Below are 25,955 nucleotides of genomic sequence, written 5' to 3'. Positions count from 1 at the left end.
CTCGCTATAAACATTTGTTTGCGATGCTAAACATTTGTCCGTTCGATGTCAAACGGGGCGGCTCCTATAATAAACCCATATTTATAGCGCTTGCGTATAAATAGCAAAGAAAAATGGTATTTGCCATACATATAGACGATGATGCATAGTGTCGTGGTACGTTCAAGGGCCTGTTCTGGCCAGCTCACCTAAAGATATAAAAACGAGGAACTCCATGTCTTCCAATACTCCTTTCCAGGCTGCCGCCATCATCCGTGCTCGCATGCCGGCCAATTTCCAGCCACGCGTTGCAATGATCCTGGGCTCCGGCCTTGGTGTGCTGGCTGAACAGATGACTGATGCAGTGTCGATTTCCTTCGATGAACTGCCAGGCTTCCCGATCTCCACCGTGCACGGCCACGCCGGCCAGCTGGTGCTGGGCACGCTGGCAGGCGTGCAGGTGGTATGCCTGAAGGGCCGCGGCCACTTCTACGAAGGCTATGGCCCGGCGGTGATGACGTCCGCTGTGCGCACCATCAAGCTGCTGGGCTGCGAGATGCTGTTCGTGACCAATGCGGCGGGTTCGCTGCGCGCCGAGGTGGATGCGGGTTCGCTGGTGGCGCTGAATGACCATATCAACTTCCTGCCTGGTACGCCGATGGTGGGGCCGAACGACGAGCGTTTCGGTCCGCGCTTCTTCTCGATGGCGAATGCTTATGATGCGGATCTGCGCAAGCTGCTGCAGGCTACCGCTGCTGACAAGTCGATCACGCTGCATGAAGGTGTGTACATTGCCTATCCAGGGCCGAACTTTGAGACGCCTGCGGAAATCCGCGCGTTCAAGACGCTGGGCGCCGATGTTGTCGGCATGTCCGTTGTGCCGGAAGTCGTGTCGGCGCGCCATTGCGGGCTGAAGGTGGTTGGCGTTTCCGTGATTACCAACCTGGCGGAAGGCCTGTCGCCGTTCCCGCTGTCGCATGAGCAGACGCTGAAGTATGCGGCGATTGGCGCGGAGTCGCTGATCAAGCTGATTCTGGCGTTCCTGGAGAATGTGGCTAAGACTCCTAAAGCCTAGAACCGGTAACCCAGTCGGTTGGCCGCCCCGTCTGACCCGCAGGGTCTGACACTGATACGCGGCTGTCGCAGGCCAGTGTCTGACCCTGTGGGGCAGACACTGCTTTTATGGTTTTGATTTGAGAGGCAAAAATGTCCCGCGCCTTCATCCTGTTGTTAGACTCCTTCGGCCTCGGCGCAACGCCTGATGCCGTCAAATACGGCGACCAGGCCTGCAACACCTTCGGCCACATCGCGGAATGGGCTGCCAAGGAAGGCAAGCCGATGTCCCTGCCCACCATGGAGAGCCTTGGCCTGGCCGCCGCTGCGCATACCGCCTCGGGCGAGTGGGCAGCGGGCTTCGCGCAGCGCGACGGGTTCAAGGGCGCCTACGGTGCGGCGCGCGAACAATCCACCGGCAAGGACACCCAGTCCGGTCACTGGGAAATCGCCGGCGTGCCGGTGCTGTTCGACTGGGGCTACTTCCCGAAGACCGTGCCGTCCTTCCCGAAAGAGCTGACCGACAAGCTGCAGGAACTGAGCGGCGTGCCGGGCTTCCTTGGCAATTGCCACGCCTCCGGCACCACCATCATCAATGAGCTGGGCGATGAACACGTCGCCAGCGGCAAGCCTATCCTCTATACCTCGGCCGACTCCGTGCTGCAGATCGCATGCCATGAAGAGCACTTCGGCCTGCAGCGCCTGTACGATATGTGCGAGAAGGCGTATGAGCTGGTGCAGCCGTACAACATCGGCCGCGTGATCGCCCGTCCGTTCGTCGGCGCCAACGGCGACTACAAGCGCACTTCCAACCGCCACGACTACGCCGTGCCGCCAAGCGCGCCCACCCTGCTGGACCACGTGAAGAACGAAGGCGGCGAGGTGATCGCGCTGGGCAAGATCAGCGATATCTACGCCGCGCAAGGCGTGAGCCGCGTAATGAAAGGCGCCGACAACATGGCGCTGTTCGACAAGCTGCTGCAAGCGCAGGACGAAGCGGGCGACAAGTCGCTGACCTTCGTGAATTTCGTCGACTTCGACCAGGCTTTCGGCCACCGCCGCGACGTCGCCGGCTATTCAAACGCGCTGCATGAAATGGATGCGCGCCTGCCGGAGTTCATCGCCAAGCTGAAGGACGGCGACCTGTGCGTGATTACCGCCGACCATGGCTGCGACCCGACCTCGCCAGGCTCCGACCATACCCGCGAACATATTCCCGTGCTGTTCTTCGGCCCTGGCGTCAAGCCACGGTCGCTCGGCATCTCCGAGACCTTCTCGGACATCGGCCAGACCATCGCGCATCACCTGGGCGTGAAACCTCTTTCCAACGGAACCAACCTGCTATGACCATCAATAATGACTTCAAGCGCAACGAGGCGATTGGCCTCGACCTGGGCTGGCTGAATCACATTCACGTGAACAAGGCCGCCGCGGACCGCCGCGCAGCGTCGCTGGCGAACCGCCGCACTGTCAAGAAAGAGTACCAGGCCGCATGGCTGGTGAAGGCGATCGAACTGATCGACCTGACCACGCTGGCAGGCGACGACACCCCGGGCCGCGTAGAGCGACTGTGCATGAAGGCCATGCGCCCGCTGCGCCAGGACCTGGTGGAGGCACTGGGCCTGCAGGAACGCAAGCTGATGACCGGCGCCGTCTGCGTGTACCACGAGATGATCCAGCACGCCGACGCCGTGCTGAAGGGCCGCCTGCCTATCGCGGCGGTGTCGACCGGCTTCCCGGCCGGCCTGACCAGCATGGAAACCAAGGTGCGCGAAGTTGAATTGTCCGTCGCCGCCGGCGCGAAGGAGATCGACATCGTGATCACCCGCCAGCACGTCCTGACCGGCAACTGGCAAGCGCTGTACGATGAAATGCTGGCTTACCGCAAGGCTTGCGGCGAAGCGCACGTGAAGGCCATCCTGGCCACCGGCGACCTGGTGACGCTGGAAAACGTGGCGAAAGCATCGTGGGTCTGCATGATGGCAGGCGCGGACTTCATCAAGACCTCGACCGGCAAGGAAGGCGTCAACGCCACCATCCCTGTGTCGCTGGTGATGGTACGCGCGATCCGCGAATACTACGAGCGCACCGGCTTCAAGGTGGGCTACAAGCCGGCGGGCGGCGTAAGCACCGCCAAGGCCGCGCTGCAATACATGACCGTGATGAAGGAAGAACTGGGCAACGAATGGCTGGAGCCGCACCTGTTCCGCATCGGTGCATCGAGCCTGCTGACCGACATCGAGCGCCAGCTGGAGCACCATGTGACCGGCGCCTATTCCGCCGCCCATCGCCACGCGCAACCATAAGAAGACACCGCCATGCCAACTATTAACGAGATCCTCAACACCATGGACTACGGCCCTGCACCAGAAAGCCAGAAAGAAGCGCAAGCGTGGCTGGAGCAGCGCTCCCGCAAGTTCGGCCTGTTTATCGACAATGAATGGACATCGCCAGGCGAAACCTTCGCTTGCTACAACCCGGCGGACGGTTCGCAGCTGGCGGAACTGACCCAGGCGAGCGCGGTCGACGTGGCGCGTGCGGTCACTGCCGCACGCAAGGCGCTGCCGGGCTGGCAGGCCCTGGGCGGCCATGGCCGCGCCAAGATCATGTACGCGATCGCGCGCCTGATGCAAAAGCATGCGCGCCTGTTCGCCGTGCTGGAAACCCTGGACAACGGCAAGACCATCCGCGAAACCCGCGACGCCGACCTGCCGCTGGTGGCGCGCCACTTTTACTACCACGCCGGCTGGGCCCAGCTGCTGGACGAGGAATTCCCGGGCCATCGCGCCGTGGGCGTGGTCGGGCAGATCGTGCCATGGAACTTCCCGCTACTGATGCTGGCGTGGAAGATCGCTCCAGCGCTGGCCGCCGGCAACACCATCGTCTTCAAGCCGGCTGAATTCACGCCGCTGACCGCGATGCTGTTCGCCGAGATCTGCCAGCAGGCCGGCGTGCCTGCAGGCGTGGTGAACATCGTGACCGGCGACGGCCGCACTGGTGAAGCCATCGTCGGCCACCAGGGCATCGACAAGCTGGCCTTCACCGGTTCCACCGAAGTGGGCCGCATCATCCGCGAAGCCACCGCCGGCACCGGCAAGAAACTGTCGCTGGAACTGGGCGGCAAGTCGCCCTTCATCGTCTTCGAAGACGCGGACCTGGACGCTGCGGTGGAAGGCCTGGTCGATTCGATCTGGTTCAACCAGGGCCAGGTTTGCTGCGCCGGTTCCCGCCTGCTGGTGCAGGAATCCGTGCAGGACCGTTTCCTGAAGAAGCTGAAAGCGCGCATGGACAACCTTCGCCTGGGCTCCCCGCTGGACAAGTCGATGGACATCGGCGCCCTGGTCGATCCGATCCAGAAGCAGCGCATCGCCGGCCTGGTGGATTCCGCCCGTGCCGAAGGCTGCGAAGTGTACCAGCCCGCCGGCTGCGAACTGCCGGCCACCGGCTCGTGGTTCCCGCCGACCCTGATCACCGGCGCGTCGACTTCCGCCGCCGTGGCGCAAGCTGAAATCTTTGGCCCGGTGCTGGTGGCGATGAGCTTCCGCACTCCGGCTGAAGCCGTGCAGCTGGCGAACAACACCGTGTACGGCCTGGCCTCCTGCGTGTGGACCGAGAACATCTCGCTGGCGCTGGACATGGCGCCGCAGATCAAGGCTGGCGTGGTCTGGATCAATACCGCCAACCAGTTCGACGCCGCTTGCGGCTTCGGCGGCTACAAGGAATCGGGCTACGGCCGTGAAGGCGGCCGCGAAGGCATGTTCGAATACCTGGTGCCGGTGTCGGAAGATGCGCGTCCCGCTGCACCTTCGTTCAAGAAGCCTGCCAAGCCTGACACCGAGTTCACCCCGTCGGCCGATCCGTTCGCGGTCGACCGCACGGCCAAGCTGTACATCGGCGGCAAGCAGGCGCGCCCTGACGGCGCTTACTCGCGCGCGATCCACGGCGCCGACGGCAAGTTCCTTGGCGAAGTGGGCGAGGGCAACCGCAAGGACATCCGTAACGCCGTTGAAGCAGCGCACAAGGCGACCGGCTGGACCAAGGCGACTGCGCATAACCGCGCGCAGGTGCTGTATTACATCGCTGAAAACCTGGCGGCGCGCGGCGCCGAATTCGCGGAGCGTATCGCTGCGCAGACCGGCAGCAAGAACGCTGAGAAGGAAGTCCAGGCTTCGATCGAGCGCCTGTTCTACTGGGCGGCTTGGGCCGACAAGTACGACGGCCTGGCGCACCAGCCGCCGATGCATGGCATTACCGTGGCGCTCAATGAAGCGATCGGCGTGATCGGTATCGTTTGCCCGAATGAGAATCCGCTGCTGGGCTTTATCTCGCTGGTGGCGCCGGCGATCGCCGTGGGCAACCGCGTGGTGGCTGTGCCTTCGGAAGCGTATCCGCTGTCGGCAACCGATTTGTACCAGGTGTTTGATACTTCGGACCTGCCGGGTGGCGTGGTGAATATCGTGACCGGCTCGGCCGATGAACTGGCGCGTACGCTGGCTTCGCACTTCGATGTGGATGCGATCTGGCGCCACGATGGTTCGGCTGCCGGCTGCGCGGAAGTGGAGAAGCTGTCGGCCGGGTCGCTGAAGCGGACCTGGACCGGTGGCGCGAAGGGGCGTGACTGGTTCTCGACCGCGCAGGCGGGCGGGCGCGTGGTGCTGGCGCATGCTTCGCAGGTTAAGAATATCTGGATTCCTTACGGCGTTTAAACCGCTAAACCCGGTAAACCTGGGTACGACCCAAGGGTCGGACCCATCCACTGCACGATGCGCTGGCAGGGTCTGACCCTTGGGTCAGACCCAGGTTTACCGGGTTGGAAGTAAAAAAGAAAAGAGAAAAAAATGTTCCTCCCCCAGGAAATCATCCGTAAAAAACGCGACGGTGGCGTGCTGTCGAAAGAAGAAATCCAATTCTTCGTCAAAGGCATCACCGACAACAGCGTCAGCGAAGGCCAGATCGCCGCGCTGGCGATGGCAGTCTTCTTCAACGACATGTCCATGGACGAACGCGTGGCGTTCACCCTGGCCATGCGCGATTCCGGCGAAGTGCTGGACTGGAAGTCCCTGAACCTGCCCGGCCCGGTGATGGACAAGCACTCCACCGGCGGCGTCGGCGACGTGGTGTCCCTGATGCTGGGCCCGATGATCGCGGCCTGCGGCGGCTTCGTCCCGATGATCTCGGGCCGCGGCCTGGGCCACACTGGCGGCACGCTGGACAAGTTCGATTCCATCCCCGGCTACTCCACCGTCCCGACCAACGACAAGTTCCGCGAAGTGGTGAAGGACGTCGGGGTGGCCATCATCGGCCAGACGGCGTCGCTGGCGCCGTCGGACAAGCGCTTCTACTCGATCCGCGACGTCACCGCGACCGTGGAGTCGGTGGCCATGATCACCGGCTCCATCCTGTCGAAGAAACTGGCGGCGGGCCTGGACGTGCTGGCGATGGACGTGAAGGTTGGTTCCGGCGCCTTCATGCCAAGCTACGAGAAATCGGTTGAGCTGGCCGAATCGATCGTCAAGGTGGGTAATGGCGCGGGCACCCTGACGTCGGCCCTGCTGACGGACATGAACGAATCGCTGTCGCCGTGGGCCGGCAACGCGCTGGAAGTGCGCGGCGCAATCGATTACCTGACCGGCAAATTCCGTCCTGCTCGCCTGCATGAAGTGACCATGGCGCTGTGTGCCGAGATGCTGGTGCTGGGCAAGCTGGCCGCCAGCGAGGCCGAGGCGCGCGTCAAGCTGCAGCATGCCCTGGATTCGGGCGAAGCGGCAGAGCGCTTTGCGCGCATGGTGAAGGCGCTTGGCGGGCCGGCGGACCTGGTGGAGAATATGGATCGGCACCTGGAGCGCGCGCCGATCGTGGTGCCGGTTCCGGCGCCGCGTGCGGGGTATGCTGCTTCGACTGTTTGCCGCGAGATCGGGCTGGCGGTGGTGTCGCTGGGCGGCGGGCGCCGGCGTCCGACCGACGCGATTGATTTTGCTGTCGGTTTGACTGACTTGGCGGAGCTGGGGCAGCCTTTGCAGGCCGGCCAGCCGCTGGCCATGGTGCATGCGCGCACGCAGGCTGCTGCGGAGCAGGCGGTGCGCGAGGTGCAGGCGGCATACACTATTGCGGATGCGGCGCCTGCTGCCAATCCGATTGTGTACCGTACTATCCGGCCTTAAACCCGTAAACCCGGGTACGACCCAAGGATCGGACCCGCCATATCCGCAGTCCGTGGCTCCGGCATACCGCGGGTCTGACCCTTGGGTCTGACCCAGGTTTACCGGGTTTGGAGAATGCATGAGCAACGAAAAACTGATCGAAGAAGCCAAGGCCGCGCGCCTGAAAGCCTACACGCCGTACTCGAACTTCAAAGTCGGCGCAGCGCTGCTGGCGAAGGACGGCAAGATCTTCCACGGCTGTAACGTGGAAAACGCCAGCTATGGCCTGTGCAACTGCGCCGAGCGCACCGCCTTCTTCAGCGCGATAGCGCAAGGCTACAAGCCGGGCGACTTCGACAAGCTGGCCGTCGTCGGCGAGACCGACAAGCCGATCGCCCCGTGCGGCGCCTGCCGCCAGGTAACGCTGGAGTTGGGCGGCAACCAGCTGCCCGTGGTGCTGGCCAACCTGAAGGGCGACACGCGCGAAACAACTGCGGCAGAATTGCTGCCGGAAGCCTTCGGTGGCTGGGACCTCAAGAAGTAAAGAAGCAAGCGTGAAGAAGGCCATTGACGTTCAAACAGCGGTCGCCATGGCGGCGTCCGAAGCGATTGCAGCAAAAAGCCAGGGCACCTTCGGTGTCGGCGGCGTCCTGCTCGACGCCAGCGGCACCGTGCTCAAGGCGCTGCACAACAACGTCATCAAGCTGGGCCTGATTTACGACCCCACGGCGCACAGCGAGCGCCAGTTGATCGACTGGTACTTCGCCGAACGCGCCAAGGGCCGCGAATTGCCGCCGCCTGAAGAATGCACCATCGTCACTTCGCTCGACCCGTGCTGCATGTGCACGGGCGCGATCCTGGCCGCCGGTTTCAACGTGGTCGTGGCGGCGCCGGACGGCAAGGCCGGCATCAACTACAACGGTTCCGCCTTCTTCCCGTCGCTGCCGGCCGCGCTGCGCCCGCAAGCGGAAAAGACCTTCTCGTATCCGGCGGTGCTGGGCACTTCCTCGTATTCGCGGCGCGGGGCAGGGGCTGCGCCCAAGCCTTTCTTCATCGGCAAAACCATCTCCGAGCCGACGCAAGCCTTATGCTCGCTGGTGTTCGAGGCCACATCGGCCACCGTGATGGACCTGTTCAATATCGATCCGCCGCAGCAGGAACTGAAAGACCCTGCCGCGCTGCCGGATGACCACTTCATCGTGCGCGCCCTGAAGCGCGCCTTTCCCGATGCGCTGACTTACCGCTGCGCGCCGCGCACGCCGGATGCCGGCCTGGCGCCATACCTGCAGCAGGCGATGGCGCGCGACAAGGCGCACGGCGGGAATGGCGATGCGGTGGCGCTGCTGGACTCCTTCGGCAACTTGCTGCTGTGCTGCCACGGCCGCCAGCAGACGTCCGCCATCCGCACGGCGTTCATGGAGTGCACGCGGGCTTATGCCCAGCTGCGCTACAAGCTGATGGAAGGCGCCGATGCGGCGACCCAGGCGGAAGTGCGCCATTATCTGGGGCACCCGAAAGACGGCACGTTTGTTTTCGCGCACGGGCCGGATGCCAGCGCGCTGAGTTTCATGGCGCTGGGCGCTTACGGTTCGACGATGGAAGGGGCGCTGCCGCTGAATAATCCGGCGCAGTTCCAGTACGTGCGCGCCGCGATGCCGGAACAGGCGCTGCACGACATCTGCAGCCACCTGCCGCCGCTGTACCGCAACCTGATCAAGATCCGCCCGGCCCAGGTTGCGGACGCGGCCCTGGTGGCAGCGCTCAGCTGAGCATATTGGCGTCGCGCGCCAGCTGCCAGCTGCCGGCGACGTTCTTGCGGTAAACCGACAGCACATGGCCTTCCTTGCGCATGGTCGCGCCGCCCGCCAGCGGCGTGATCTCCACCTGCAGCCGGGTGGTGCAATACGCCAGGCTGCCGCTGACTTCCACCTGCTGCACGTCGGCATGCGATGCAACGCGATGGGAGGCCAGCACGGCGCGCACGCCTTTCTCGAAAGCGTCACGGCCGCGCATGATGGGCTGCCCGGGCACGTAGAATTCAACGTCTTCCGTCATCAAGGGCAGGATGCGCTCGACCTCGGCGGCCAGGGTGGCGCGCGTCCACTCGGCGACCAGGTCGCGGATGGCCTGTTCGTCGCTCATTCAGGCTCCTTCGAAGGAGGCGCTGGCATCGGTCTGCATCATGCCGAAGATATTGCCGTCCGGGTCCTTGGCATAGGCCAGCCAGCCCACGCCCGGGATCGGCATGCGCGGCACGGCAACGGTGCCTTTGAGTTCCTTCAGCTGCGCCAGTGATTTGTCGAGGTCTTCCACGTCGACGGTGCAGACGAAGGCGTTGACGGAGGCTCCTTCCTCGGGGCGCGGTCCACGGCGCGGCAGCAGGCCGCCATTGATGCCGGGCGCGCCCACCTCGCCGGTGCCGACCAGCCAGTACTCGCCGCCTTCCCATTTGGAAAAGCTCCAGTCGAACATTTTGCCGTAAAAGTCGATCAGGGCTTTCGGCGCGCTGGCATGGATTTCAAAGTGAACAGTGCGTCCCATCAGTGCTCCCAGGGATCGTAAGTGCCGATGCTCCACACATGCCCCTCGGGATCGCGGCAGGTGAAGCCACGGCCGCCGTAATCTTCATCCTGCAAGGGCATCTCGATTGGCGCCCCGGCCCGCACGCAGCGCGCGTGCACTTCGTCGGCGTCGTTGACCACCAGGTAGGCGCTTTGCGTGACCGCCATGCCTACCTGGGCGGGCTGCTTCAACAGGCGGCCGTACTCGGTATCAAAAATGGAGCTTAGCATGATCATGCCGTTGCCATAGGAAAGCTGGGCGTGGGCGATGGTGCCGTCTTCGTTGGGGACCACCAGGGCGGCCTTGAAACCCAAGGTTTTACAGAGCCAGTCAATCGCGGCGGGCGCGTCGCGGTAACGCAGGCAAGGCATGATGGTCGCGCGCGTAGCCTTTGGAATCGTCATCGTTCTCTCCCTGAAAACGCAGCATGGAAAGGACAATATAGACTAGCACCGTACGGGGAGCAAGCGGACGCTGGAGCCCTACATTTGCTGGAATAAATGGGTGTTGCCGCGGCTGACTTCGAGTTCTTCCGGTGAATTGCGCACGCGGACCATCTGGCGGCCGCGCAGGTCGCGCGTCACTTCGCTGATCGCGTCGACGCGCACGAGGGTGGAGCGGTGGATGCGCCAGAATTCGTTTGGATCCAGCTCATCTTCCAGCTCTTTCAAAGTCTTGCGGATAAGGAATTCGCCCTGTGCCGTCTGCACGCGCGTATATTTTTCATCGGCGCGAAAGAACAACACTTCCTTGGTCGAGATCATGCGCAGGCTGTTGCCGACCTGGGCCTGGATCCAGTGCAGGTACTCGGCCTGCGGCGCGGCGCCGGCCGGGCTGCGGCCGGTCTGCTGCAGCAGCTGGGTCAGCTGGCGTTCGATATTGCTGGGCGCCTTGCCCAGGCGCGACTGCAGGCGGCCGCAAGCGGTTTTCAGGCGCTCCAGGTTGACCGGCTTCAGCAGGTAATCGAGCGCGCCCTGTTCGAAGGCTTCAATCGCGTACTGGTCGTAGGCGGTGATGAAGACGATATGGCAGCGGTTGAACAGCATGCGCGCCGCCTCGATGCCGGTCAGGCCGGGCATGCGGATATCGAGGAAGACGATGTCGGGCTGGTGCTGGCCGGCGAGGGCGATGGCTTCGATGCCGTTGGCCGCTTCGGCCACGATGTCCAGCTCGGGCCAGGCTTCCTGCAGGCGCTTGCGCAGCATGTCGCGCATCGGTTCTTCATCGTCGGCGATGATGGCGGTGGCTGTGGGCTGGGTCATGATTTATGGCTTGGCGAAAATATCCGGTGCAAACGGGATGCAGATGGAGGCGCGGCAGCCGCCATCCATGGGCTGCTCGATCAGCAGCTGGGCGCGCGTGCCGTACATCAGCTTGAGGCGTTCGCGCACATTGGTCAGGCCCACGCCGTCGCCGGCATAGGCGTTGAAGCCGACGCCGTCGTCCTGCACGTCGACCTGCAGCACGCTGCCGCTGACGCTGGCGCGGATATCGATGCGGCCGCCTTCCACCTTGGGCTCGAGGCCGTGCTTGATCGAGTTTTCGATCAGGATCTGCAGCATCATCGGCGGGAAGGTGGCGCTTTCCAGCTCGGGCGGCACGTCCAGCGAGACGGCCAGGCGCGACTTCATGCGCGCCTGCATGATGGCGAGGTAGGAGCGCGCCATCTGGATCTGGCGGCCCAGCGTGCCGTTGCCGCGCGAGCGCATCTGGGGCAGGGTGGCGCGCAGGTATTCGATCAGGTGGGTGTGGATCTTGGCCGCTTCCGGCGGGTCGGTTTCGATCAGCTGGCCGATCAGGGCCAGGGTGTTGAACAGGAAGTGCGGCTCGACTTGCGCCTGCAGGGCCGACATCTGGGCTTCCACCAGGCGCCGTTCCAGGCTTTCGTTGCCTGCTTCTACTGCCGCTTCACGTGCTTCAATTTCCGCCTTGCGCTTGCCGCCGGCCAGGATCTTCAACCCTGCCGACAACAGCACAAAGAACGCAGCCTGCTCCGGGTGCAAAGCCGGCGTTGCCGCCAGCAGGAACGCCAGGACCCAGGTGACGACCAGCTGGCGCAACGGCACCTGGGCCAGCCAGTCGAAAAAGCTCCACCACATGGCGCTGGCGGTTTCGCCGATTTCGCCAACGAAGGAGAGCACGCCGCGTGCACGATTAGCCATGTTGTTTCTTGTCTGCGAATACGTTGATGGCCAGCTTGGCGATCAGCACGCCGATGAACAGGGTGATCACCAGCGGCAGGATGGTCAGGAACAGGGCGACCATGATGCACATGGCGATGATTGCCGGCCAGGACATGTGGTCCAGGGTGCGCACAAAGTGGCGGCCGATGCCGACGAAGGCTTGCCACACTTCTTTCACGGTTTCCTTGGCGCTTTTATTGATGGTTTTCATCACTTCCTCCTTGTTTTCGATGGTGCAACTGTACCCCTGTTGCTGGCAACATTGGCGGCCTATCCGACGAACTGCAAAGAGGGGTGGATGACCTGCTGCGGAGGCCGATAAACTGCTAGCGCGCGGCCTGCCAGTCGGAGCGCAGCAGGCCGAAAAAGTCGGTGTCGCAGATCTCGCCGTTAATGATCCAGCGCTCGCGCATCCGGCCTTCGTGTACAAAATGCAAGCTCTTCAGCAGCCTGGCCGAGGCGCTGTTGCGTGGGTCGATGTCGGCTTCGATGCGGTGCAGGCGCAACACGCGGAAGGCGTAGTCGATGACGGCGGCCATGGCTTCCTGCATATAGCCTTTGCCCCAGAATCCGCGGTCCAGCATATAGCCGATGTCGCAGCGGCGGTTCTGGCGGTTGAAACTATATAAATTGACGATGCCGGCCAGTTCGCCGCCGACCTCGATCCCCATGCGCAGCAGCTCGCCGCTTTCGTAGCCGGCCTGGGCGGCAGCCTGGTAGGCATCGGCCTGCTGCATGCTGTCCCAGGGCGCGCTGCTCCAGTAGCGCATGGCCTCGGCATCGGAATACATGCGGTACAGGGCCGGTGCGTCGGCCGGAGCCAGGAAGCGCAGCTGCAGGCGTGGCGCGGACAGGGTGAAGGGGACGAAGGCGGGCATGTCTGATTCATCGGAAAGTGGATTTTCATTCTAGCAAATGTTAGATTCCCAATGTCTATCCTTTCCCTGGGGAGTTCGGCATGCAACTCGGCGTCTTTTCCATCAGCCTCAACGTCAAGGACATCAAAGCCTCACGCGAGTTTTACGGCAAGCTGGGTTTCAAGGAATTTGGCGGGGATATCGCGCAGAACTGGCTGATCATGAAAAATGGCGAGCAGGTGATCGGCCTGTTCCAGGGCATGATCGAAAAGAACACACTGACTTTCAATCCGGGCTGGGACAGCAATGCCCAGCTGGTGCCCGGATTTACCGATGTGCGCCAGCTGCAACGCCAGCTGGAGGAAAACGGCATCCAGCTGGCCGCGCGCGCCGACGAATCGACGACCGGCCCGGCATACATCATCACCGTCGACCCGGACGGCAATCCAATCCTGATCGACCAGCATATCTGATGGCATCCGTACTCCTGCTTGCATTGGCGCTGGCTGCGGCCCAGCCGGTTGAATACGAACGCGAAGGCGGCACCGGCACCCTCACCATCACGCCCGCCGCCAAAGGCATGAAGAAGTTCGGCCTGTCCACTTTCGGCGCCAATGCGCATACCTGCGAATTGGGCGGCAATATCAAAGGCACCCAGGGCACGCTGTACGACGATGAGCCGGACCAGGCCGAATGCCGCATCACGTTCGCGCAGAAAGGGGACGTGATCGAAGTGACGAAGCAGTCGCAGGACTCCTGCATGGGCGTGTGCGGCGCGCGCGCCACCTTCGAAGGCAGGTATTATCTGCCGCCTCCGGCCTGCACCCCATCCGCCAGCAAGGCGGCCAAGGACGCCTTCCTGCTGCAATACAAGGCGAAGAACTACCAGCAAGCGTACGACACGCTGAGCGGCTGGCTGGGCGAGTGTTCGCATCTGCTGTACTGGATGGAGAGCGACCGTGCCCTGAATGACCTGGCACTGGCGCAGTATCATATGAATCAGCCTGCGGCCTGCATGGAGACGCTGGCCAAGACTTATGCGGCCGAAATGAAGACAATGAAAGCCGTTGAAGAGAACTTGCCGCCGGCCGATTATGAGTCGTATGCCAGCACGGCCAAGGCCACCTTCCATAACCTGAAATTGTGCGGAAAATGAAAACACGTATTGCATTCATCGCCGCCGCGCTGGCAATGTCCCTCAGCGCATCGGCTGCAACGCCCACCGAACAGCTGGTACGGCAGGCGGATGCCTGGGACAAGGCGATCATCCGCAAGGACAGCGCGGCCATCGCCGCCAATATGGCGGAAGACTTCCGCCAGATCAGCGCGCGCGGTGATCTGGCCGGCAAGGCGGCTTTCCTGGAAGTGATCATGTCGCCAAGGCTGGTCATCAATCCTTATACGGTGGAAGACATGGACGTCCGTTTCTACGGCGACGTCGCCCTGGTCAGCGGCAGCACGCGCATGACGGGAAGCTGGGACGGCAAGCCGTTCGGCAGCCATTACCGCTACGTCGACGTTTATGTGCGCAAGGACGGCCAGTGGCGCGTGGCCAATGTGCAGATCACCGAGATAAAGGAATAAGGCGATGAGCGACCGGCTGGATCTTCCCCCATCAAAGCTGGTCGCCATTATCGACGCCCAGCTCGAACTGGCGCGGCTGGGCCAGGCTTTCGGCCCGGTGATGGATTGCGCCGCCGCCAAGGCCATGCAGCTGACCGGCGCGGACGGCGCCGTGATCGAGCTGGTGGAAGGCAGCGAAGTGGTGTACCGCGCCGCGCACGGCCTGGCGGAGGCGCAGCTCGGCCTGCGCATGCAGATCAAGGGCAGCTTGTCGGGGCTGGTGCTGACCACGCGCCAGGCTGCTGCCTGTAACGATTCCGAAGTCGACGACCGGGTGAACCGGGAGGCCTGCCGCCGCGTGGGCTTGCGCTCGATGGCGATCCTGCCTTTGTTCTTTGGCGACCAGCCAGGCGGCGTGCTGAAACTGGCCTGGCGCGAACCGCGTCCCTTCGACCAGGACGAGGTGCCGATCGGGCAGGCAATCGCCGACATGACGGCCGCCATGATGTACCACGCTTCGCAGGAAGGTACGCAAGTCTTGCAGCGCAAGGTGACGCATGACCCGGCAACGGGGCTGGCGAACCGTTCTTCCTTCTACGAGCAGCTGCGCCTGCGCACCGATGATGCAATAGTCCACAGCAGCCATGTAGGCGTGATGGTGGCGCGCGCTCATCCTTATCGCCAGGAGGTGATGGTGGAACTGGCCAAACGCCTTGCCAAAGAGTGCCGCGAAGGCGATTTGCTGGCAAGACTAAGCGTCGATGAATTCGGCGTGATCTTGAGCGTGGCGGGGCGGCGCACCATTGTCCAGAGCCAGGTGCTGCGCTTCCGTCAGGCCGCCACTTCGGAGCCGGTGCTGCTGGCGGATGGCGGCAAGGTCGATCCGGCCATGCAGGTTGGCAGCGCGCTCTTCCCGGAAGACAGCAAGGCCATTTCTGAACTGGTGGCGATGGCGCGCAAGTCGGATTGATTCGCGCTTGGTCGCTCAGTCAAGCGGCAAATCCTCCTGCCGGCGGTAGCCTTTGCGGCGATTCGGCGTGTTGAGCAGGGCTTCGTCCGCCGCCATTATCTTTTGAATGTCTGGCTGAAGGCGGGCTTGCGTCGGAATCGGAAGCACGCGGGGAAGACCTGGGCGGGCCGGAGGCAACGCGCTCGAACATTTCGGTGGTGCTGGTTCGGGAGGCGCTAGCGTGGTTGCAGGCGCAGAGCTGGTTTGTGGCTCAGGTTGCCGGGCCATCGCCCGGCGGTGGTCATCAGCGCGTTTCCAGTGATTCTCGCCGGGGAACAGCAATGCGACTTCAGCCCAGGCGCTACGGGAAATCCCTTTGCAACGGCATGAACTCGTGCGGCGAGACGGCCACTCCCAGATGCACGATGTGATCGCCAATCACTTCAGCATAGGCGAATCCGATGCGATTCCAGGCGCGTAGCTGAGTGCCTTCAGGCAGGAAGACGGTTTTCCATTGATAACCATGCCTACGGATGCGGGTTGCGCTGACGCCCTCGGCACGCGCGAGCCATTCCTCAATCGCGATTGCGGCCAGTTCGCCGGCACAAGGTTCAGTTTGATGGGCATTGGCATATTGCAAGAGCCGGCACAAGGTATGGGCGGGTATCGCCAAAGTCGCTATGTCTTTCATGCTGTTTCCTCCGCTGTTTTGCGCTGAAACGCGCTGTTTTCCGCTGTTTTTTTGTTTTGATCACTTTGCTTGCCGAAGGTTCCCCAAAAAATCAGCGGGAAACAGCGGACAACAGCGGACAACAGCGGAAAACAGCGGAAAACAGCGGCTCCTTTCAGCGGAAACGACATACGCAGTTTGGCGCGCTATCAATGCCACTTTCGACCAAATGCTTGTGACCGGAAAACCTTTGGGGAAGATCTAGGCGATTTGCGTTTGGGAGAGGCGCTATACTCGGCCATAGAGAGTTCACTTTCGACCATCAGCAGTCATTGGGAAAGTTTTAGCTTGAATACAGAAGACATCCTTCATCAAATCATGGAGAACGCGTACCCAAGCTCCAGCGCGTTTGACGATGCGTTGTCGTCATTCGGCGGCTCAAGAGATGTGTTCTCAGAACGCTTTGCAAAGGAAGTGGCTCGGCAATATCTTCGAGGGAAACTGAATTTCGATATCGCCGATTCTGCGATCAATGCGCTGTCAGGTTGGACGCCGCTTGAAGATTTCTCTGCGTGCTGCTGGGCAATCTACCGTGCGTTCGACGAGGGAGAGTATTTGCATCAAGGGCAAGCTGCCGGTACCAATGAAGAGCTATTTACTCGGCCCATGCTGAAGAAGGCAATGGCCGAATTTTTTCCGGATGAGGCCAGCTAACGGCCAAAAGCCGTCATCGGATATAGAGTAATGAAAATGAATATCGATAGCGCTGAAGCTCGACTCCTTGCGAATGCACTTTATGAGATACGGGTGTTGCTGAGCCCATATATAGGCAGTGAAGTCGATGCTCTTATGGAGGTTCGTCTGGCCGCCCATCTCGCATATGCATTGCATAATGAAGCGTTGGCCATTACGGAAGGCGGCAGCTTTGACATGGGCGCTGCACTTCGAAAAGTGTCCGCGATCGACAACATCCTGCATGTCAATGAGGCCGCTCGTCTGGTAACCGAGTGGGCGAAATAAAGGCCCGCCAGGTGGTGAAGGAATCGGCCAACAACTGATGTACTAACTTGTGAGGCACATGGAAGTTTATAAGCTGCGATATAGTTTCGACCCAGGCTCTGGCATTTGTCTATGGTCAGAAAATGAACTGGCCAGAGACCGGTTCGGATATCCTGTTGAGTTGGACAGTCTTGAAATCGCGCCGCCTGTGAAGAAGCTGGCGGAAGAGTTGATTGCACGGTTTGATACATCCCTGGATTGGAGTGACCCTGCAGGGCCTTCACCATGGTCGGGTGCGGAATTTGAGAATTTTCGGGCCGATGCTGCCAGCCTTCTCTGCTCACTTCAGGAATGCTTGGGAACTGGCTTTGAGATAAGGGATTGCACCCGCTGACTGGGACCGGCCATAAACGGACCTCCAGGCTATCGCATTTTGAAATGAAATTATCACATCCGATTCCACTGCCGTTCACTCCAGATTCATTCGTTCGTTTGCTCCAATATGGCGCTCACCCATGTGAATCGCCATACAGCCACAAACAGATTGCTGAATGGTGTGACACGTTTTGGTGCCAATACCTCGAGGTAGATGGTCCGCCGGAAATCGACGTTATACTTCCGATACTGACGGACGTGGAAACACAGTGGGACTTGTATTTGGCCAACACCTTCACACTGGAAGAACTTCGTTCAAAAAGCTTTGAGAATGAGCTGATGCCTGTTGAATGGTTCAATGATTGGCTTAGTCAAGCCCTGAAACTGAGAGTGCAAAACGTAGGCCCGGATGCATGACAGGATGCGGCCACTAGCGGACCGTCAACAAATGGACTTCGAATTCATGCTCAATATCGCAGATATTACGTCTCTTGATGATTTGTCAGAACCAAAATTCGCGACATCTAAAATGTTGGTGGAGTGAATGCGTAAACTCGTCATTTTACTTGCCATAGCTATTTACGCGGCCAAAGTAGCTGGTGCCCAATTGAAGCCAGACGAGGTGTTAATACCCGTTCATGTCATTGTTGAACAAGAGCCCGATCACGAACTTTGGTCTCAAAAGGCTGCAAATGCCACAGCAAAACTGCGCTCGAAGAAGGCCTGTCTTTCACACGGCGGAACCTGGGAAAGGATGGGAATGCGCGGGAATTTCGGATGCAATCTGCCAACTCCGGATGCCGGGAAGTCGTGCACTTCCGACAATGATTGTGCGATGATTTGCACGCCGGTTGGAGAACAGATTGCCCGTTTTGGCCATTGCTCCCCGTCGTTTAATGTGTTTGGCTGTTTGCGTGGAATGAAAGACGGCGTATCAACTACGGCCATTTGCATTGATTAGCTTCAGCCATGTGGTCAACTGGACGCTTCCACACTGTGCGTTAAGCCAGATGCTCCTGGCATTGGGCGACCGCCTTGTAGAACCGTAAACGTCCGCAAAGGGGCGGAAGCTGCCGCCGGCCCGATGTTGCGCAGCTGAACAGGCCCCATCGGGTCCTCAGGCCCTCCAGTATTTGCTATAGACCGCCAGCACGTCCTGCTTGACGCGGTCCTGGCCGGTGACGGGGTCTTCGACCACGATCGCATATTCGTCCATATTGGTGGTGTTCTGCCGCCACTGCCAGCCGGTGTAGCCGACGCCTGCGGCGTTCATGCGTGACAGGCCTGCGTCCAGGTAGAAGTTGCCGGGATCGTCACCGGTGCGCACGCCGAATTGCTGGATGAAGACCGGTACGTTGCGGTTGTTGCGCATGGCGACCAGGGCGCCAAGGCGGCTTTCCAGGTTGGCGAGATTTTCCGCTTGCGTCTTCCCGGTGCGAAGGAACAAGTTGCCGGTGTAGACCACACGGTTGGTCCAGCGCGGATCGCTGATATAGGCTTCGTCGCACAGGTTGATGTTATAGGAGTCGCGTGCGCCGATCAGGAATGGCGTGCGCTTGTCGACGCCGTCGACAGCCGCCATCAGCTCCTGGTAGAAAGCGGATACCTGCGCGGCCTGGTCTGCGCCGGCGCCGCCAAGCGGCTCGGGCAGCAGCTCGTAGAAGGCGATGTTGTTGTAGTCCTTGAGGATGCCGGCCAGGTACAGCCAGGCCTCCTTGAATTTCTGGCGCATGGCGAGATCGGTCCAGAAATTGTGGCCGCCGGGGTAAGCGCCGCCGGGATCGCAGTAGGCCGCCATGTTCGCATCCTGCATGCCGTTCTGGCCACAATTCGAGTCGATGGCTGCAACGACCCACAGGCCTGCGTTGATGCACCACTGGATTTCGGTGAGGAAGCGCTGCAGGTGCGTCGGATCGAAGTGGCCGGGCGACGCGTCGGCGCGGCTTTCGACATCGGCCGAGCCGTACAGGCCCCACCAGCGTATCAGCACGCGCACTACCTTGCCGCCTTGCGATGCGATATCCGCAGCATCCTTCTGTTGCATCTCGCCCCACGTGCCTTCGTTCATGCCACGCAAGACGACGCCCGCGCCGCCGGGAAGGCTCATTGATGAACCGTTCAGGCTCAATCGTGTCGGGGCGGCAGGTGGCGGAGGCGGTGGCAGCTCGGGAGTGGTGACAGTACTGCCGCCGCCACCGCCACCGCAGGCTGCAAGCAGGGCAGCGCCCAGCGTGGATATGAGAATGGTCCTGCGGCGCGGCGAAAAATTCATGGCTGTCCTCCGGTTTGGCCGGGTTCCATTAAACTCCCGCCCTGCATTTGCAGGCGTAACAATTTGTTAGCGCGCGGCCGGCACCAGGGCGGCGATCACCAGCTTGCTGATGGTCTCTTCGGCATCGGAAAAGTCGGTGGCGGTCAGCTCGCGGGCGCCCAGCACCAAATGCATTTGCGCGGCGAAGTCCGCGTACGATTGAGTCATGGCCCAGATGGCGAACAGCAGGTGGGTGGCGTTGACGGGGGCGATGCGGCCTGCGGCAATCCAGCGCTCGAATACTTCGATGTCCTTGCGCACCAGCGGCACTACGCGTTCGCGAATCTGCTCGCCGTACATGGGCGCACCGCTGATCACTTCCATCGCATACACGCGCGAAGCCAGAGGATGCTCGCGCGAGAAGGCCAGCTTGGCGCCGATGTAGGCGCGCAGCACCTCGGCAGGCTCGCCATCGGGCGCGGCGAGGTTGGCCATGCGTTCCAGCCAGTTGTCCAGCACCTCGTCCAGCACGCGCTGGTAGAGCGCCTGCTTGGTGGGGAAGTAGTACATCAGGTTCTGCTTCGACAGGCCGACGTTCTCCGCGATGGTGGCGACGGAGGCGCCTTCGTAGCCCGCTTCGGCGAACACGCGCACCGCTTCGGCGATGATGTCCGCCTCCAGGCGGTCGCGATTGAGCACGCGGCGCAATTTAGCTGATGCCATATTCTCTCCTCATGGCCTGCAGGAAGTTCCGCAGTTGCGGGCTGTCCGAATAAGCGACGTTGAAGCGGAACCAGATCGACGGCGGCTGCCGCAGCTGGAAGAATTCGCCCGGCGCGAGCAGGATGCCGGACTTGAGCGCCTGTTCGGCGATGGACTTGCCGTTGCACTCGGGCGAAGGCGCCTGCGCCCAGCCGGCGCTGACGAACATGCCGCCGCGCGGCCTGGCGATCGGCCTCATGCCGGCCAGGGCCAGCAGCTCGGTGGTGCGCTCGCGGCCTTCAGCCAATTGCGTGACCAGGCGTTCCACCATGCGCTTGTAAGGGCGTGCAGTGATGGCGTGGTATACGGCGCGCTCATTGACTTCGGAGGTGGTGAGGCCGGCAAGCATCTTCACGCGCACCAGTTCCGGCAGCAGCGAAGCCGAGGCGCAGATCGAGCCGACGCGCAGCACCGGCGACAGGGTCTTGGAGAAGCTGCCGACGCGGATCACGCGGCGAAGGCCGTCCATTGCCGCCAGCGAGGCTTCGCCGCGCGCAGTGAGCTCGCGGTAGATATCGTCTTCCACCAGCCAGAAGTCGAATTGTTCGGCGAGGCCCAGCAGCCGGTGCGCTTGCGCCTGCGTCAGGCTGGTGCCGAGGGGATTCTGCAGCACGGTGTTGACGAACATGAGCTTGGGCTGGCTTTCTTTCGCCTGCGCGGCGAGCAAGTCCATGTCCAGCCCGTTCTCGTCGCGCGGGATGCCGATGGCGTGGCAGCCGTGGTGCCGGATCAGCGACAGCAGGTTGCTGTACACCGGGTCTTCCACAAAGACGGTGTCGCCCGGCTTGGTGAGAGTGCGCAGGATCAGGTCGAAGGCGTGCGTGGCGCCGTGTGTCAGCAGGATCTGCTCGGCTTCGACGGCGAACAATTCGGCGCTGAGCGTGGTCGCCATGACCTGGCGCAGGCCGGGGAAGCCCAGCGGGTGGCCGTAACCGCGCAGGCGGTTGGCGGGGATGCGCATGGCGTGGCGCACGGCGTCGAGGATGGTGTCTTCGCCGTACCACTCGGGGGGCAGCCAGCCGGCGCCGACGGGCAGGGCCTCGGAGGCGCCGGAATACAGTTCCGGCGTCAGCGCGTCGACGGCGGATGGGGTGGCGAACATGGCGGCCGGCGCCGCCAGCGCCGGAGCTTCCTGCCTGGCAACGTAATAGCCGGAACCGCGGCGTGACGACAACAGTCCAAGCGTGACCAGGCGGTCGTAGGCTTCCACAACTGTGAAGGTGCTGATCCCATTACACTTCGCGAATTGCCTGACGGAGGGCATCTTGGTGCCCACGCGCAATTCGCGGCTGGCCGCCATGGCGCTGATGGCGTCCACGATTTTTTCTACCAGGCTGCCTTTTGCGGCGCGCTCGATGCTTAGTTCTGGCCAGGTCGGATTGGGCATGGGGGTCTCGAAAACTGTACTGTTTTTATTGCCTGTACGGTTGGGGTGTTTCTCTGTGTGTGTATATGTGCCATAGTTACCTTGCTGTCTATTATTGCATCATGATTTTGCCAACTGGTAAAGTTTTTTGAGCATCGTAAAAAAACCCTGTAAACCTGGGTACGACCCAAGGGTCGGACCCTGGCCTGCAGCTGCCGCGTAACGGGGTCTGACCCTTGGGTCTGACCCGGGTTACCGGGTTTAAAAAATAGGAGATAGCAAATGAACGAAGCCCGGCCGCAATCCCTGGCATCCTTCTGGATGCCGTTCACGAACAACCGCGACTTCAAAGCGAGCCCGCGCCTGCTGGTTTCCGCCGAGGGCGTGTACTACAAGGACGTCGACGGCAACCAGATCCTGGACGGCACGGCGGGCCTGTGGTGCGTCCCCTGCGGCCACCGTCAGCCCAGGATCGTGGCGGCGGTCAGTGAAATGGTCGGCCAGCTCGATTTCGCACCGACCTTCCAGATGGGCCACCCGGCTGCCTTCGACCTCGCTGAAAAGCTGATGGAATACACCAACCATCGCTTCGGCCACGTCTTCTACACGAATTCCGGCTCCGAAGCGGTGGACACCGCGCTGAAGATCGCGCTGGCCTATCACAAGGCGCGCGGCGAAGCCTCGCGCACCCGCCTGATCGGCCGTGAACGCGCCTACCACGGCGTAGGCTTCGGCGGCATTTCGGTCGGCGGCATCGCCGGCAACCGCAAGCCGTACGGCACGCTGCTGCCAGGCGTGGACCACCTGCCGCACACGCACAACCTGGAAAAGAACGCCTACAGCCGCGGCGAGCCGGAATACGGCGCCCACCTGGCCGATGAACTGGAACGCATCGTGGCGCTGCACGACGCCTCCACTATCGCCGCCGTGATCGTGGAGCCGGTGGCCGGTTCGACCGGCGTGCTGGTGCCGCCCAAGGGCTACCTGAAACGCCTGCGCGAGCTGTGCACCAAGCACGGCATCCTGCTGATCTTCGACGAAGTGATCACCGGCTTCGGCCGCCTGACCACGCCGTTCGCCACCGACTACTTCGACGTCGAGCCGGACATGATGACCACCGCCAAGGGCCTGACCAACGGCACCATCCCGATGGGCGCGGTGTTCAGCAAGAAGTTCATCCACGACGCCTTCATGGACGGCCCGGCCGGCATCGAGCTGTTCCACGGCTACACCTACACCGGCCACCCGGTGGCCTGCGCCGCTTCGCTGGCCACCCTGGAGGTATTCAAGGAACAGAAGCTGCTGGACCACGCCAAGGAAATCCAGCCGTATTGGGAAGATGCGGTGCATTCGCTGCAAGGCCTGCCGCATGTGATCGACATCCGCACCATCGGCCTGGTCGCCGGCATCGAGCTGGCGCCGCGTCCCGGTGCGCCTGGAGCGCGCGCCTATGCCGCGTTCAAGAAAGCTTTCGCGGATGGGCTGTTGATCCGCACCACCGGCGACATCATCGCGCTGTCGCCACCCCTCACCTTTGAAAAGAAGCACATCGACGAATTGTTCGGGAAGCTCGGAAAGGTGTTGAAGGACCTAGACTAGAGGAGACGAACCATGTTGGTAGGCGTACCGAAGGAAATCAAGAATCAGGAATCGCGCGTTGGCCTTACCCCGGCCAGCGTCAAGGAACTGACACTCCGCGGGCATCAGGTGATGGTGCAACACAACGCGGGCGCTGCAATCGGTCTGACCGACGAGATGTATGCCGGCTCCGGCGCCACGATCGTGGCCACGGCGGAGGAAATCTTCGCCAAGGCGGAAATGATCGTGAAAGTGAAAGAGCCGCAGCCGCAGGAATGCGCCATGCTGCGCGAGAACCAGATTCTTTACACCTACCTGCACCTGGCGCCCGATCCTGAGCAGACCAAGGCGCTGGTGAAATCCGGCGCGGTCTGCATTGCGTATGAAACCATCACCGGTCCGAACGGCGGCTTGCCGCTGCTGGCGCCGATGAGCGAAGTGGCGGGGCGCATGGCGATCCAGGCTGGCGCCGCCCACCTTGAAAAATCCAAAGGCGGCATGGGCTTGCTGCTGGGCGGCGTGCCGGGCGTGGCGCCGGGCCAGGTGGCCATTATCGGCGCCGGGGTGGTCGGCACCAATGCACTGCAGATTGCCGTTGGCATGGGCGCCCGCGTCACGGTGCTGGACAAGAACGTGGACCGCCTGCGCCAGCTGGACCTGGTCTTCGGCAACCGCATCCAGACCATGTATTCCAACGCCCACACCATCGACGACGCGGTGACCGAGGCCGACCTGGTGATCGGCGGCGTGCTGGTGCCGGGCGCCGCCGCGCCCAAGCTGGTCACGCGCAGCATGGTCTCGCGCATGAAGCAGGGCTCGGTGGTGGTGGACGTGGCGATCGACCAGGGCGGCTGCTTCGAGACCTCGCACGCCACCACGCACGAGAACCCGACCTTCGTGGTCGACGGCGTGGTGCATTACTGCGTCGCCAATATGCCGGGCGCCGTGGCGCGCACCTCCACCTTTGCGCTGAACAACGCCACGATCGGCCACGCCGTGGCGCTGGCCGACAAGGGCTGGGCCAAGGCCATGAAGGCCAACCCGCATTTGCGCAATGGACTCAATGTCTGCCAGGGCCACGTCACCTACGAAGCGGTGGCGCACGACCTTGGCTATCCCTATGTGCCGGCTGATTCACTGCTGGCGTAAACCCCAGAGCCTTCTATGAGCAATCTCGATACCATTACCCACTTTATCAATGGCGCAAAGGTCGATACGACCGGCGGGCGCTATGGCGACGTGTTCAATCCAGCCTTGGGCGAACCGGTGGCGCGCGTGGCGCTTGGCACGGTGGAAGAAGTCGATGCCGCCGTGCGCGCCGCCGAAGCGGCATTCCCGGCCTGGTCCAACACGCCGCCGCTGACCCGGGCGCGCGTGCTGTTCAAATACCTGGAGCTGTGCCACCAGCACACCGAGGAATTCGCCGCCATGCTGACCCGCGAACATGGCAAGACGTTCGCCGACGCCAAGGGCGAAGTGGCGCGCGGTATCGAGATGGTGGAATTCGCCGTCGGCATCCCGCAGATGATGAAGGGCGAATACACCGACCAGATCGCACGCGGCATCGACGCCTGGTCGATGCGCATGCCGCTGGGCGTGGTGGCCGGCATCACGCCGTTCAATTTCCCGGTGATGGTGCCGATGTGGATGTTCCCCATCGCCATCGCCTGCGGCAATACCTTCATCCTCAAGCCTTCCGAACGCGACCCTTCGCCGTCCCTGCTGCACGCGCGCTTGCTGAAGGAGGCCGGCTTGCCGGACGGCGTGTTCAACGTGGTGCAGGGCGACAAGGTGGCGGTCGATGCCTTGCTCGACCACCCGGCCGTGCAGGCGGTCAGCTTTGTCGGCTCGACGCCGATCGCGGAATACATCTACTCGCGCGGCTCGCATCACGGCAAGCGCGTACAGGCGCTGGGCGGCGCCAAGAACCATATGGTGGTCATGCCCGATGCCGATATGGCGATGGCGGTCGATGCCTTGATGGGCGCGGCTTTCGGCTCCGCCGGCGAGCGCTGCATGGCGATCTCGGTGGTGGCGGCCGTGGGCGACGCGGCAGACAAGCTGCTGGGCGCACTGAAAGAACGCACCGCTGCGCTGAAAGTGCGCGACGGCATGGCGGCCGAGGCGGAAATGGGGCCTGTCGTGACGGCCGCCGCCAAACAGCGCATCGAGCGCCTGATCGGCGAGGGCGTGGAACAGGGCGCGACCCTGGTGGTCGATGGCCGCCATTACACGGTGTCCGACCGCCCGAACGGCTTCTTCATCGGCGGCACGCTGTTCGACCACGTGACGCCCGACATGACGATCTACAAGGAAGAGATCTTCGGGCCGGTGCTGTGCATGGTGCGCCTGCCGGACGTGGCATCGGCGGTTGAATTGATCAACAAGAACGAATACGGCAACGGCGTCGCCGTCTTCACGCGCGATGGCGGCGTGGCGCGCGAATTCGTGCGCCAGATCCAGGTCGGCATGGTGGGCGTCAATGTGCCGCTGCCGGTACCGATGGCCTTCAACAGTTTTGGCGGGTGGAAGCGCAGCATGTTCGGCGACCACCACGCGTATGGCCCGGAGGGTGTGCGTTTCTACACCCGTCACAAGGCTGTGATGGAACGTTGGCCGAATACCGCCAGCGCTGGTGCACAGTTCGCATTCCCTCAAATGAAGTGAG

The 25,955-nt window shown here is 62.2% G+C and carries 31 protein-coding genes; 19 read left to right on the top strand and 12 right to left on the bottom strand.

Annotated features, from left to right (window positions below; translation table 11 throughout):
- Positions 1 to 214: 214 nt before the first annotated feature.
- The 7 genes from xapA (at position 215) to GM658_RS21890 (ending at position 8,941) form a co-directional block, all read left to right on the top strand.
- Positions 215 to 1,054, top strand: a complete 840-nt coding sequence (xapA, locus tag GM658_RS21920; RefSeq protein ID WP_155456187.1) for a xanthosine phosphorylase — start codon at positions 215 to 217, stop codon at positions 1,052 to 1,054.
- Between the two features lie 131 nt (positions 1,055 to 1,185).
- Positions 1,186 to 2,379: a phosphopentomutase gene (locus GM658_RS21915; protein WP_155456186.1), complete on the top strand. Its 1,194-nt coding sequence runs from the start codon at positions 1,186 to 1,188 to the stop codon at positions 2,377 to 2,379.
- Entirely contained in the window at positions 2,376 to 3,338 is a 963-nt protein-coding gene (gene deoC, locus GM658_RS21910) for a deoxyribose-phosphate aldolase (RefSeq protein WP_155456185.1), read from the top strand. Before GM658_RS21915 ends, deoC begins: the two co-directional genes overlap by 4 nt.
- 12 nt (positions 3,339 to 3,350) lie before the next feature.
- Positions 3,351 to 5,738: an aldehyde dehydrogenase family protein gene (locus GM658_RS21905; protein WP_371865216.1), complete on the top strand. Its 2,388-nt coding sequence runs from the start codon at positions 3,351 to 3,353 to the stop codon at positions 5,736 to 5,738.
- Between the two features lie 132 nt (positions 5,739 to 5,870).
- The gene (gene deoA, locus GM658_RS21900) at positions 5,871 to 7,193 is read left to right on the top strand and encodes a thymidine phosphorylase (RefSeq protein WP_155456184.1); all 1,323 of its coding nucleotides are present in this window, start codon (positions 5,871 to 5,873) and stop codon (positions 7,191 to 7,193) included.
- Between the two features lie 118 nt (positions 7,194 to 7,311).
- Positions 7,312 to 7,716 (top strand): cytidine deaminase, encoded by a 405-nt coding sequence (locus tag GM658_RS21895; protein WP_155456183.1) that lies wholly within the window; start codon positions 7,312 to 7,314, stop codon positions 7,714 to 7,716.
- Between the two features lie 10 nt (positions 7,717 to 7,726).
- Entirely contained in the window at positions 7,727 to 8,941 is a 1,215-nt protein-coding gene (locus GM658_RS21890; protein WP_371865214.1) for a nucleoside deaminase, read from the top strand.
- Here GM658_RS21890 and GM658_RS21885 read toward each other — a convergent pair.
- From GM658_RS21885 to GM658_RS21855, 7 genes are all read right to left on the bottom strand, one after another.
- Complete coding sequence (locus GM658_RS21885) at positions 8,934 to 9,314, bottom strand: YybH family protein (RefSeq protein ID WP_155456182.1); 381 nt, start codon at positions 9,312 to 9,314, stop codon at positions 8,934 to 8,936. The genes GM658_RS21890 and GM658_RS21885 overlap by 8 nt on opposite strands.
- Entirely contained in the window at positions 9,315 to 9,713 is a 399-nt protein-coding gene (locus tag GM658_RS21880; RefSeq protein ID WP_155456181.1) for a VOC family protein, read from the bottom strand. It lies immediately after the preceding gene.
- Positions 9,713 to 10,138 (bottom strand): VOC family protein, encoded by a 426-nt coding sequence (locus GM658_RS21875; RefSeq protein WP_155456180.1) that lies wholly within the window; start codon positions 10,136 to 10,138, stop codon positions 9,713 to 9,715. Before GM658_RS21875 ends, GM658_RS21880 begins: the two co-directional genes overlap by 1 nt.
- A 78-nt stretch (positions 10,139 to 10,216) precedes the next feature.
- Positions 10,217 to 10,996: a LytR/AlgR family response regulator transcription factor gene (locus tag GM658_RS21870; RefSeq protein WP_155456179.1), complete on the bottom strand. Its 780-nt coding sequence runs from the start codon at positions 10,994 to 10,996 to the stop codon at positions 10,217 to 10,219.
- Between the two features lie 3 nt (positions 10,997 to 10,999).
- Positions 11,000 to 11,896, bottom strand: a complete 897-nt coding sequence (locus GM658_RS21865; protein WP_155456178.1) for a sensor histidine kinase — start codon at positions 11,894 to 11,896, stop codon at positions 11,000 to 11,002.
- Positions 11,889 to 12,128, bottom strand: a complete 240-nt coding sequence (locus GM658_RS21860) for a hypothetical protein (RefSeq protein ID WP_155456177.1) — start codon at positions 12,126 to 12,128, stop codon at positions 11,889 to 11,891. The genes GM658_RS21865 and GM658_RS21860 overlap by 8 nt, the downstream gene beginning before the upstream one ends.
- A gap of 115 nt (positions 12,129 to 12,243) precedes the next feature.
- Positions 12,244 to 12,795, bottom strand: a complete 552-nt coding sequence (locus tag GM658_RS21855; RefSeq protein WP_155456176.1) for a GNAT family N-acetyltransferase — start codon at positions 12,793 to 12,795, stop codon at positions 12,244 to 12,246.
- 80 nt (positions 12,796 to 12,875) lie between these two features.
- Between GM658_RS21855 and GM658_RS21850 the strand changes: the two genes are divergently transcribed.
- From GM658_RS21850 to GM658_RS21835, 4 genes are read left to right on the top strand one after another with little or no spacing between them, the layout of a single operon-like run.
- On the top strand, positions 12,876 to 13,247 hold the full coding sequence (locus GM658_RS21850; RefSeq protein ID WP_155456175.1) for a VOC family protein: 372 nt from the start codon (positions 12,876 to 12,878) through the stop codon (positions 13,245 to 13,247).
- On the top strand, positions 13,247 to 13,930 hold the full coding sequence (locus GM658_RS21845) for a hypothetical protein (protein ID WP_155456174.1): 684 nt from the start codon (positions 13,247 to 13,249) through the stop codon (positions 13,928 to 13,930). Before GM658_RS21850 ends, GM658_RS21845 begins: the two co-directional genes overlap by 1 nt.
- Positions 13,927 to 14,358, top strand: a complete 432-nt coding sequence (locus GM658_RS21840; protein WP_155456173.1) for a nuclear transport factor 2 family protein — start codon at positions 13,927 to 13,929, stop codon at positions 14,356 to 14,358. Before GM658_RS21845 ends, GM658_RS21840 begins: the two co-directional genes overlap by 4 nt.
- A gap of 4 nt (positions 14,359 to 14,362) precedes the next feature.
- On the top strand, positions 14,363 to 15,307 hold the full coding sequence (locus GM658_RS21835) for a sensor domain-containing diguanylate cyclase (RefSeq protein WP_155456172.1): 945 nt from the start codon (positions 14,363 to 14,365) through the stop codon (positions 15,305 to 15,307).
- Positions 15,308 to 15,647: 340 nt separating this feature from the next.
- Here the strand turns inward: GM658_RS21835 and GM658_RS21830 are convergent, their stop codons facing one another.
- Positions 15,648 to 15,977 carry a hypothetical protein gene (locus GM658_RS21830; protein ID WP_155456171.1) on the bottom strand — a complete coding sequence of 110 codons (330 nt, stop codon included), beginning with the start codon at positions 15,975 to 15,977 and terminating at the stop codon, positions 15,648 to 15,650.
- Complete coding sequence (locus GM658_RS28915) at positions 15,974 to 16,147, bottom strand: hypothetical protein (RefSeq protein ID WP_170298915.1); 174 nt, start codon at positions 16,145 to 16,147, stop codon at positions 15,974 to 15,976. Before GM658_RS28915 ends, GM658_RS21830 begins: the two co-directional genes overlap by 4 nt.
- A 157-nt stretch (positions 16,148 to 16,304) precedes the next feature.
- Here GM658_RS28915 and GM658_RS28910 point away from each other — a divergent pair, with 157 nt between their 5' ends.
- The 5 genes from GM658_RS28910 to GM658_RS21805 all read left to right on the top strand — a co-directional run bounded on the left by GM658_RS28910 (position 16,305) and on the right by GM658_RS21805 (position 18,291).
- Complete coding sequence (locus GM658_RS28910) at positions 16,305 to 16,670, top strand: hypothetical protein (protein WP_170298914.1); 366 nt, start codon at positions 16,305 to 16,307, stop codon at positions 16,668 to 16,670.
- A gap of 30 nt (positions 16,671 to 16,700) precedes the next feature.
- Entirely contained in the window at positions 16,701 to 16,976 is a 276-nt protein-coding gene (locus GM658_RS21820; protein ID WP_229417015.1) for a hypothetical protein, read from the top strand.
- Between the two features lie 58 nt (positions 16,977 to 17,034).
- On the top strand, positions 17,035 to 17,349 hold the full coding sequence (locus GM658_RS21815; protein WP_155456169.1) for an immunity protein CdiI family protein: 315 nt from the start codon (positions 17,035 to 17,037) through the stop codon (positions 17,347 to 17,349).
- 44 nt (positions 17,350 to 17,393) lie between these two features.
- Positions 17,394 to 17,747, top strand: coding sequence for a hypothetical protein (locus GM658_RS21810; RefSeq protein WP_211841911.1), 354 nt, complete (start codon positions 17,394 to 17,396; stop codon positions 17,745 to 17,747).
- A gap of 127 nt (positions 17,748 to 17,874) precedes the next feature.
- Entirely contained in the window at positions 17,875 to 18,291 is a 417-nt protein-coding gene (locus tag GM658_RS21805) for a hypothetical protein (RefSeq protein WP_155456168.1), read from the top strand.
- Between the two features lie 156 nt (positions 18,292 to 18,447).
- On the opposite strand, the gene GM658_RS21800 is transcribed toward GM658_RS21805, so the two are convergent.
- The 3 genes from GM658_RS21800 to GM658_RS21790 form a co-directional block, all read right to left on the bottom strand.
- Entirely contained in the window at positions 18,448 to 19,602 is a 1,155-nt protein-coding gene (locus GM658_RS21800; RefSeq protein ID WP_155456167.1) for a glycoside hydrolase family 5 protein, read from the bottom strand.
- Positions 19,603 to 19,668: 66 nt separating this feature from the next.
- Complete coding sequence (locus GM658_RS21795; RefSeq protein ID WP_155456166.1) at positions 19,669 to 20,304, bottom strand: TetR/AcrR family transcriptional regulator; 636 nt, start codon at positions 20,302 to 20,304, stop codon at positions 19,669 to 19,671.
- On the bottom strand, positions 20,291 to 21,730 hold the full coding sequence (locus GM658_RS21790; RefSeq protein ID WP_155456165.1) for an aminotransferase-like domain-containing protein: 1,440 nt from the start codon (positions 21,728 to 21,730) through the stop codon (positions 20,291 to 20,293). Before GM658_RS21790 ends, GM658_RS21795 begins: the two co-directional genes overlap by 14 nt.
- Before the next feature lie 261 nt (positions 21,731 to 21,991).
- Between GM658_RS21790 and aptA the strand changes: the two genes are divergently transcribed.
- From aptA to GM658_RS21775, 3 genes are read left to right on the top strand one after another with little or no spacing between them, the layout of a single operon-like run.
- The gene (gene aptA, locus GM658_RS21785) at positions 21,992 to 23,308 is read left to right on the top strand and encodes an omega-aminotransferase AptA (protein WP_155456164.1); all 1,317 of its coding nucleotides are present in this window, start codon (positions 21,992 to 21,994) and stop codon (positions 23,306 to 23,308) included.
- Positions 23,309 to 23,320: 12 nt separating this feature from the next.
- Positions 23,321 to 24,436 carry an alanine dehydrogenase gene (gene ald / locus GM658_RS21780; RefSeq protein WP_155456163.1) on the top strand — a complete coding sequence of 372 codons (1,116 nt, stop codon included), beginning with the start codon at positions 23,321 to 23,323 and terminating at the stop codon, positions 24,434 to 24,436.
- 15 nt (positions 24,437 to 24,451) lie between these two features.
- Entirely contained in the window at positions 24,452 to 25,954 is a 1,503-nt protein-coding gene (locus GM658_RS21775) for a CoA-acylating methylmalonate-semialdehyde dehydrogenase (protein WP_155456162.1), read from the top strand.
- Position 25,955 lies beyond the last annotated feature (1 nt).

The organism is Massilia eburnea (assembly GCF_009720745.1).
Taxonomy (GTDB): domain Bacteria; phylum Pseudomonadota; class Gammaproteobacteria; order Burkholderiales; family Burkholderiaceae_D; genus Rugamonas; species Rugamonas eburnea.
This window is presented reverse-complemented; position numbering and strand designations above follow the sequence as displayed.

Coding starts and splice junctions, on each gene's coding strand:
- GM658_RS21775 (WP_155456162.1), top strand. CDS start 24,452: ATGAGCAATCTCGATACCATTACCCACTTTATCAATGGCGCAAAGGTC.
- GM658_RS21850 (WP_155456175.1), top strand. CDS start 12,876: ATGCAACTCGGCGTCTTTTCCATCAGCCTCAACGTCAAGGACATCAAA.
- GM658_RS21855 (WP_155456176.1), bottom strand. CDS start 12,795: ATGCCCGCCTTCGTCCCCTTCACCCTGTCCGCGCCACGCCTGCAGCTG.
- deoA (WP_155456184.1), top strand. CDS start 5,871: ATGTTCCTCCCCCAGGAAATCATCCGTAAAAAACGCGACGGTGGCGTG.
- GM658_RS21835 (WP_155456172.1), top strand. CDS start 14,363: ATGAGCGACCGGCTGGATCTTCCCCCATCAAAGCTGGTCGCCATTATC.
- aptA (WP_155456164.1), top strand. CDS start 21,992: ATGAACGAAGCCCGGCCGCAATCCCTGGCATCCTTCTGGATGCCGTTC.
- deoC (WP_155456185.1), top strand. CDS start 2,376: ATGACCATCAATAATGACTTCAAGCGCAACGAGGCGATTGGCCTCGAC.
- GM658_RS28915 (WP_170298915.1), bottom strand. CDS start 16,147: ATGTCGTTTCCGCTGAAAGGAGCCGCTGTTTTCCGCTGTTTTCCGCTG.
- GM658_RS21790 (WP_155456165.1), bottom strand. CDS start 21,730: ATGCCCAATCCGACCTGGCCAGAACTAAGCATCGAGCGCGCCGCAAAA.
- ald (WP_155456163.1), top strand. CDS start 23,321: ATGTTGGTAGGCGTACCGAAGGAAATCAAGAATCAGGAATCGCGCGTT.
- GM658_RS21915 (WP_155456186.1), top strand. CDS start 1,186: ATGTCCCGCGCCTTCATCCTGTTGTTAGACTCCTTCGGCCTCGGCGCA.
- GM658_RS21805 (WP_155456168.1), top strand. CDS start 17,875: ATGCGTAAACTCGTCATTTTACTTGCCATAGCTATTTACGCGGCCAAA.
- GM658_RS21895 (WP_155456183.1), top strand. CDS start 7,312: ATGAGCAACGAAAAACTGATCGAAGAAGCCAAGGCCGCGCGCCTGAAA.
- xapA (WP_155456187.1), top strand. CDS start 215: ATGTCTTCCAATACTCCTTTCCAGGCTGCCGCCATCATCCGTGCTCGC.
- GM658_RS21880 (WP_155456181.1), bottom strand. CDS start 9,713: ATGGGACGCACTGTTCACTTTGAAATCCATGCCAGCGCGCCGAAAGCC.
- GM658_RS21905 (WP_371865216.1), top strand. CDS start 3,351: ATGCCAACTATTAACGAGATCCTCAACACCATGGACTACGGCCCTGCA.
- GM658_RS21845 (WP_155456174.1), top strand. CDS start 13,247: ATGGCATCCGTACTCCTGCTTGCATTGGCGCTGGCTGCGGCCCAGCCG.
- GM658_RS21810 (WP_211841911.1), top strand. CDS start 17,394: ATGAAATTATCACATCCGATTCCACTGCCGTTCACTCCAGATTCATTC.
- GM658_RS21830 (WP_155456171.1), bottom strand. CDS start 15,977: ATGAAAGACATAGCGACTTTGGCGATACCCGCCCATACCTTGTGCCGG.
- GM658_RS21885 (WP_155456182.1), bottom strand. CDS start 9,314: ATGAGCGACGAACAGGCCATCCGCGACCTGGTCGCCGAGTGGACGCGC.
- GM658_RS21795 (WP_155456166.1), bottom strand. CDS start 20,304: ATGGCATCAGCTAAATTGCGCCGCGTGCTCAATCGCGACCGCCTGGAG.
- GM658_RS21860 (WP_155456177.1), bottom strand. CDS start 12,128: ATGAAAACCATCAATAAAAGCGCCAAGGAAACCGTGAAAGAAGTGTGG.
- GM658_RS21875 (WP_155456180.1), bottom strand. CDS start 10,138: ATGACGATTCCAAAGGCTACGCGCGCGACCATCATGCCTTGCCTGCGT.
- GM658_RS21820 (WP_229417015.1), top strand. CDS start 16,701: ATGAAAATGAATATCGATAGCGCTGAAGCTCGACTCCTTGCGAATGCA.
- GM658_RS21840 (WP_155456173.1), top strand. CDS start 13,927: ATGAAAACACGTATTGCATTCATCGCCGCCGCGCTGGCAATGTCCCTC.
- GM658_RS21815 (WP_155456169.1), top strand. CDS start 17,035: ATGGAAGTTTATAAGCTGCGATATAGTTTCGACCCAGGCTCTGGCATT.
- GM658_RS21800 (WP_155456167.1), bottom strand. CDS start 19,602: ATGAATTTTTCGCCGCGCCGCAGGACCATTCTCATATCCACGCTGGGC.
- GM658_RS21870 (WP_155456179.1), bottom strand. CDS start 10,996: ATGACCCAGCCCACAGCCACCGCCATCATCGCCGACGATGAAGAACCG.
- GM658_RS21865 (WP_155456178.1), bottom strand. CDS start 11,896: ATGGCTAATCGTGCACGCGGCGTGCTCTCCTTCGTTGGCGAAATCGGC.